Origin of the sequence: Calidithermus terrae, from assembly GCF_003574345.1 — a bacterium.
GTDB lineage: Bacteria > Deinococcota > Deinococci > Deinococcales > Thermaceae > Calidithermus > Calidithermus chliarophilus.
This window is the reverse complement of the sequence record NZ_QXDL01000223.1, coordinates 1-6,189: the sequence shown is the minus strand read 5'-3', so window position 1 is coordinate 6,189 and position 6,189 is coordinate 1. Positions and strand designations below refer to the sequence as shown.

Annotated in this window: 3 protein-coding genes and 1 pseudogene; all 4 read left to right on the top strand. The window is 71.3% G+C overall.

Annotated features, from left to right (window positions below; all coding sequences use genetic code 11):
• Positions 1-268: 268 nt before the first annotated feature.
• The 4 genes and pseudogenes from Mterra_RS17920 to Mterra_RS17910 all read left to right on the top strand — a co-directional run bounded on the left by Mterra_RS17920 (position 269) and on the right by Mterra_RS17910 (position 5,603).
• Entirely contained in the window at positions 269-511 is a 243-nt protein-coding gene (locus Mterra_RS17920) for a hypothetical protein (protein WP_119316391.1), read from the top strand.
• A 194-nt stretch (positions 512-705) separates the two neighbouring features.
• A complete protein-coding gene (locus Mterra_RS17915) occupies positions 706-1,986 on the top strand; it encodes a hypothetical protein (protein WP_119316390.1) in 1,281 nt (426 codons plus the stop codon).
• Positions 1,987-1,997: 11 nt separating this feature from the next.
• Positions 1,998-3,131 (top strand): annotated as a pseudogene (locus tag Mterra_RS23700) (peptidoglycan DD-metalloendopeptidase family protein); the annotation flags it as partial.
• Between the two features lie 54 nt (positions 3,132-3,185).
• Complete coding sequence (locus Mterra_RS17910) at positions 3,186-5,603, top strand: BACON domain-containing protein (RefSeq protein ID WP_245971683.1); 2,418 nt, start codon at positions 3,186-3,188, stop codon at positions 5,601-5,603.
• Positions 5,604-6,189 lie beyond the last annotated feature (586 nt).

Below are 6,189 nucleotides of genomic sequence, written 5' to 3'. Positions count from 1 at the left end.
CTCGCGGGCTCCGCCGAAGTACGACTCGTCCACCCCCACCCCGCCCGCAAACGGCGTTTCATGCTTCAGCCTGCGGGCGATCACCCCCCGTACCTCGCGGTAGAACAGGGCGGCGGTGTCCTTGCTCACCCCCACTAACTCCGCCGCCCTGCGGGCTGTGACCTCGGCAATAAACAGCCCCAAAAGTCGCTGAACTTTCCAGTCGCTAAGTTTTGTCCTTCTGCTCTTGCGGGGCACTGGCCCGGGGCGTCCGTGGTGGTGCCGGGCGATGCACCGAGAGTCCACGGCCAAGGCCGATCTCTCGGCCGTCATCCGCTGCCACCTGCGGGCCTTCAGGCACCTGAGCGGCATCCCCCGGCACTGCCTCTGCGACCTGGACACCCACGACGCCCCGGTCTCCAGGACGGCCTCCGAGGGCAGCGGCTCCGCCGCGGGGGCGGGGTACGTGCCGGGCAGCTACGCCCCCTCCTTCTCCACGCCAGGCTCGAGCGGGGTTGGCGTGAGGCCCTGAGACCCTGGGGATCGGGCGGCTTCGGGACCGCTTCCGGGTATTGCGCCTCTGTTGCGCCCGCCGTGTAAGTTTGTTGGGACGGCCTACGGCCGGCCGTCGCGCCACCCCCTTCCGTTACCCCAGCATTCCCCAAGCCGACCCACCGGCACATCGGCACCCCGGCATTTCGGGCACCACCCCCCAGGAGGTGGCACATGCGACAACCCCGGCCCAGGCCCAGGCTCCTTCCCCTAACCCCACGGCGGCTGCCGCTGACGGCCGCGCTAGCCGCGCTCGGCGGCCTCGCCGGCTGCATCTCCGGCGACGGGGGTACGCCGCCCGACACCGCCCCGCCCGCGGTCCACCTCCAGCAGCCCGCCGAGGGGCAGGAGCTGGCCCAGCCCGCCCTGCAGGTCGTTGGCTTCATCCGCGACGACCGCGGGGTGCAGCGCGCCGAGTACAGCCTCAACGGGGGCCCGCCCCAGCCGGTGGCCCTCACCCCAAACCCTGACGGCAGCCGCTCCTTCGGCTTCCAGGCGGCCCTCGCCGAGGGGGCCAACCGCCTGCGGGTGGTGGCCTACGACGCGGCGGGCAACGCGGGCGCGGCCGAGCGCCGCGTGACCTACCGCCCCCCGCCGCCCCTGCCCGCCGCGGTGGAGATCGACCCCTCGGCCTTCGCCGGGGGGTGGTGGGACCGCTACGGCCCCACCTACGACTCCAACCCCGCCCTGGCCGACCACGGGGTCAGCCACACCCACCTCTACGGCAACGACGCGGGGTACGTCGAGTACGCCTTCACCCTCGACCGGCCCCCCGGCACCGCCCTGGCCACCCTGCGGGCGCGGCTGTCGAGCAACTTCCCCGGCTGGTCGGGCCCGGCGGACGGGGAGTCCGACGTCACGGTCTACCTCAACGGGAAGGAGCAGGGCACCCGGCGGGTGATGGCCGACAACGGTTCGGGCGGGGAGTACCGCTTCGCCCTCGCCCCCGCCGACTTCGTCGCCGGCAGGAACGTCCTGCGGCTCGAGGTCAAGAGCGGCAGCGCCAAGAAGAACGGCTTGGCGATTTACTACAGGGCCCTGCTTCCGGGTTTCGTTGACACGCCTATCAGCATCGCCTTCAGCGCCCAGCCGCTCCCCAGCTTTACCCTCGAGCCCCTCTACGCCCCCGGCGCCGCGGCCTTCGCCATCGCCCAGGGCGCCGACGCGCTCTACTACTTCAAGATCAACCGGCAGAACGGCTTCGATGTACCTGCGCAAAACTTCGAGAGCACGGGCTTTACGGGTAGCATCCTCGGCACCGATCTCAACCGGGTCAAGGTGACCTTCCGCAAGGACCTCTCCAGCGGCGACCGGCTGGCGGTGGTGGTGCAGGCCGGGCCCCAGGCCCCCCTCGGCGAGCACGCCTTCTGGGCCGAGGGCCGGGGGGGCGGGGTGGGCTCGAGCCCGGCGGCGGTAAACCTCAGGGTGGTGGCGTGCTCGAGCGGGTGTAGGTAGATGGAGGGCTCATGATCCAGCGGATTCTCCTTGTTTGGTTTTTACTCGCGATCGCTGCGTGTGCTCCCCGTTCCCCTAGCTCGGATCGGGCAGACACGTTCAACCGCCTCCGTGCCCAGAACGTTTCGGCGCACATACGATCCCTGCAGCTGGGTCGCTTGCTCGGGTTCGTGGAGGCCAAGGACATTGGTGAGCTGCAGAGCTTCACCGCCGACCGGCGGTGGGTGTTGTACCAGCCGACGCGCACCGACGCCCATGGCTACAGCATTCCAGACCCCACCTTGGTCCTCGCCGACCTGTCCAGCGGCCGCACTCTGGACCTCGGGAGGCTACTTAATCTGCCGCTCCTGGAGGGTGAGATCTCCCCGAACGGGAGGTACGTGGCCGTCGTGGACCTAGTTAACTTCGACCTTTGGCTCGTGACGGTGGCTGACCGGGACACATCCCTCCTCGCCACAGCGTCTCCCCTCCACCTTTTGTCTAACTTAACCTGGAGTCCTTCTGGGGAACGACTAGGGTTCGTCGTTAACCACTTTGAGACCTCTGACGTCGCGTGGGTCGCTGTACGGGCTGGTCCCGCGGCCGATGTGGTCGGGTTCAACGGGGTCAATGTGGTCCTCAGGGGCATCTCGAGCGTGTCTGGCATCCGCTGGGAGGGGGACCAACTGCTTACAGAGGACAGGATTTCCCCTCAGTCTGTTCCTGGATCTCCTACGGAAAAGGCCGGTCGGGTGATGGAACTCAAGCTGCCCTATGGGAAGGGCGATGCCTGGATCTCTAACGGCTACCAGGAGCACCTTAACTATTCCCCCCCTGACAAGCCGTCACTAGATTTTTACGGGGGGGAGGCATCGGTTCAGAAGCCGACGCTCTCTGTCGCGCCCGGAACGGTGATTCAGGTGGTTGATGACTATCCCGACCCCGGCTCCTGCTCCCTGAGCAACAACACCAACGTCGCCAATTTCGTGATCGTGAAGCATTACGGAAGCAACGGCCTTCTGTACTCGTCCATTTATTGGCACCTGAGGGGGAGCCCTAAGATCCCCGTGAAAAATGGGGAGCCCGTATCCAGGGGGACAGTGCTGGGATACATCGGGTGCACGGGGAAGGCTAGCGGAGAACACCTTCATTTCGGCATGCGGTACGGCCAGTCGGACGCGAACCTGACGTATTCTGGGCCGCCTGCTGCCCCCGAGCCCATGGAGTATCAGGAATTCCCGTCTAGATCAGGCCCGTACCACTCCACCAACCAGGCTGGCGGAGGTACGGGGGACCAGCCCCCCTCCGACGCCCGGGAGTGCGCGCGCGAGGGCCAGCGCTGCGCCTTCAGCGGCACCTGGGACGTGTGGTACGGGGCTGACTCGAGGTGGCGCAGGCAGCGGTTCACCGACGGGGTGGACTGCCGCAACGAGTCCTTCGGCGGGGACCCGGCCCCCGGGGTGCAGAAGGCCTGCCGGACCCAGGCCCCCGCCTCCGAATGGATCCTCGAGGTCTGGGAGAACGGGGACTTCACCGGCTCCAGGCAGCAGTACCGCCAGGTAGGGGTCTACCGCGCCGACCAGGGCGGGCTCAACGAGGTGGGGGATAACCGGATCTCGGCCTTCAAGCTCAAGGCCGGCTACAAGGCGCGCTTCTGCGACAACCCCGACGGCTCGGGCGACTGCTTCGAGGCGGTGGGGCCGCGCGAGGAGGGCGTCCCCATCAACGACCGCATCTCCTACATCCGCGTCGACCGCCACGAGCCGGAGTGGATCCTCGAGGTCTGGGAGAACGGGGACTTCACCGGCCGCTCACAGCGCTACACCTCCCCCGGCACCTATCGGGCCGACCAGGGGGGGCTAAACGACGTTGGCAACGACAGCATCTCGGCCTTCCGCCTGAAGGCCGGGTACCGTGCTCGCTTCTGCGACAACCCCGACGGCAGCGGCGACTGCTTCGAGGAGGCCGGGCCCAAGGAGTCCGGGGTCCCGATCAACGACCGGGTCTCCCACATCCAGATCAGCGCTTCCGCCGCCGACTCCACCCCGCCCGCCATCCAGTTCCTCTCGCCGGACTCCAGTGCCACGGCGGAGTACACCCTCACCCTGCGCGTCACCGACGGCGGCAGCGGGGTCAACTGGGGCAGCCTCGCCATTACCAAGGACGGGGCGGCCGGCGGCAGCCTGCCGGAGATCAACGGAGACCAGGTCACCCAGAGCTGGACCCTCAAGGCCGGGGACAACCAGTTCCAGGTGCAGGTTCGTGACGCCGCCGGGAACCGGGCGGCGCAGGGCCTGCTGGTGCGCTACAGCCCGTCCCCGCGCTGGCAGGTCAACCCCGCCGCCCTCAGCTTCAGCGGGGCGGCGGGCGGCCCGGCCCCCGCGGCCCAGACCCTCACCCTGACCAACGCCGGCAACGGCGCGGGCGGCTTCGTGGTCTCGGCCAGCGAGCCCTGGGTGGCCGCGGCCCCGGCGTCCGGCTCCCTGGGCCCCGGCGCCTCCGCGGCGCTGGCGGTGGAGGTGGCCCCCTGCACCGCGCCGGGCACGGCCACCGCCGCCCTGGTGGTGAGCGGGGGCGGCAGCACCGCCACGGTCAGCGTGCAGCGGGCCTGCGCCGAGGCCCCCCAGGCGGTGCTCGAGGCCGTCCCCGACCGGCTCGACTTCCAGGACACGGTGGGCGGGGGCGCCCCGGCGCCGCAGAGGCTGCGGCTGCGCAACGTGGGCACCGCCGCCGCGTCCTTCAGCGTGGCGGTCAAGCAGCCCTGGCAGCAGGTCTCCCCCTCCGGCGGCGCCCTGGCCCCCGGGCAGGAGGTGGAGCTGACGGTGGCGGTGGCCGACTGCGGGCGGGCGGGCGAGGAGGCCGCCTACTTCTACGTCGCCGGCGGCCCCCGCCAGCTGGCGGTGCTGGTACGGCGCGCGTGCGCCGGGGTCGAGCGCTGGGAGGCGAGCCCCTCCGCCCTGGCCTTCGCCGACGCGGTGGGCGGCGGCCCGGCCGCGCCCCAGGTCCTGACCCTGTTCAACCGCAGCAGCCCGGGCCTGCCCGCGCGCGCCTTCAGCGTCAGCGCTGACCAGCCCTGGCTGCGGGCCGCCCCGGCGGGCGGGTCGGTGGAGCCCGGCCAGCAGGCCGGGGTGCAGGTGGCGGTGGACGACTGCGCCGCGGTGGGCGCCCGCTCCGCCGCCCTCACCCTGCGGGTCGAGGGGCACGGCGAGCTGCGGGTCCCGGTGACCCTGGACTGCCGCGCCGACTTGGTCCCCCCGCGGCCCCCGGCCGGCCTTCAGCTGGCGATGTCCTCGCTGGGGCGGGTGATGCTGGTGTGGGAGGAGGCGGAAGGGGCGGCGCGCTACGAGTTCCGCGCCACCTTCGACGGCCAGCCGCTGGAGGTCAGCGGCCAGGCCCCCGCCCGCGGCAGCGGCAGCGCCGGCGCGGTGGCCCAGTTCGTCAGCGCCCCCGAGGCCCCCGCCAAGCAGGGCAAGACCCTGTGCCTCGCCGCGCGCTCGGTCAACGCCGCCGGGGCCAGCGCCTACACCCCCTACGCCTGCACCGCCTACACCTACTACGCCAACGCCGCCGCGCGGGCCCTGCCCTTCGCCCTGCCCGCGCCCGCCTCCGAGCTGCCGCGGCTGCTGCTGGGGCGCTAGCCCGGCGCCCCGGCGCTCGCAGGAGGGGTTCGCACGTGCCCGGCCAGTGGAGAACCGGGCGGGGAGCCGGCCCTCAGGTCAACCGAGGCGGGCCACGTTGAGCCCGGCTGCGCAGGCGCCTCCTGGGTGATAGGCCCTCCGCGGTGGAGCACGAGCTGGAGGGGCGTGCGGTCTGGTGGAACAGCCCGCTCCCATCGCCGACGCTCGCCGTTGTGCCGTCCGGCCGCTCTGGCCGAGGTGGCGGGCCCGGCGAACGCACCCGCCCGGAGACCCGGGGGCGGCGGTGCCGCGGTGGGGCGTGAGGGTCACGCCCCCAGGGCCCGGCAGGGCGGGGCGCAGGCTCGTAGCGCCCCCGGTTCTCGCGGGGGTATTCCTAGGGCCGCGGATGCCGGAATGCTGGTAGGCATGCCCTGGGCGAAGGCCCTCCGGCACCCGGGCCGCGGACCCGGCTCGAGGCCTGATCCTGGGCGACACCGCCTTCTGGTCGTCGTTCCGCATCGGCTTCATCTGGACCTTCTCGGTCACGGCGGGGGTGCTGGTGCTGGGGATGACCCTGGCCATGCTGCTCAACCCCAAGCTCCCCTTC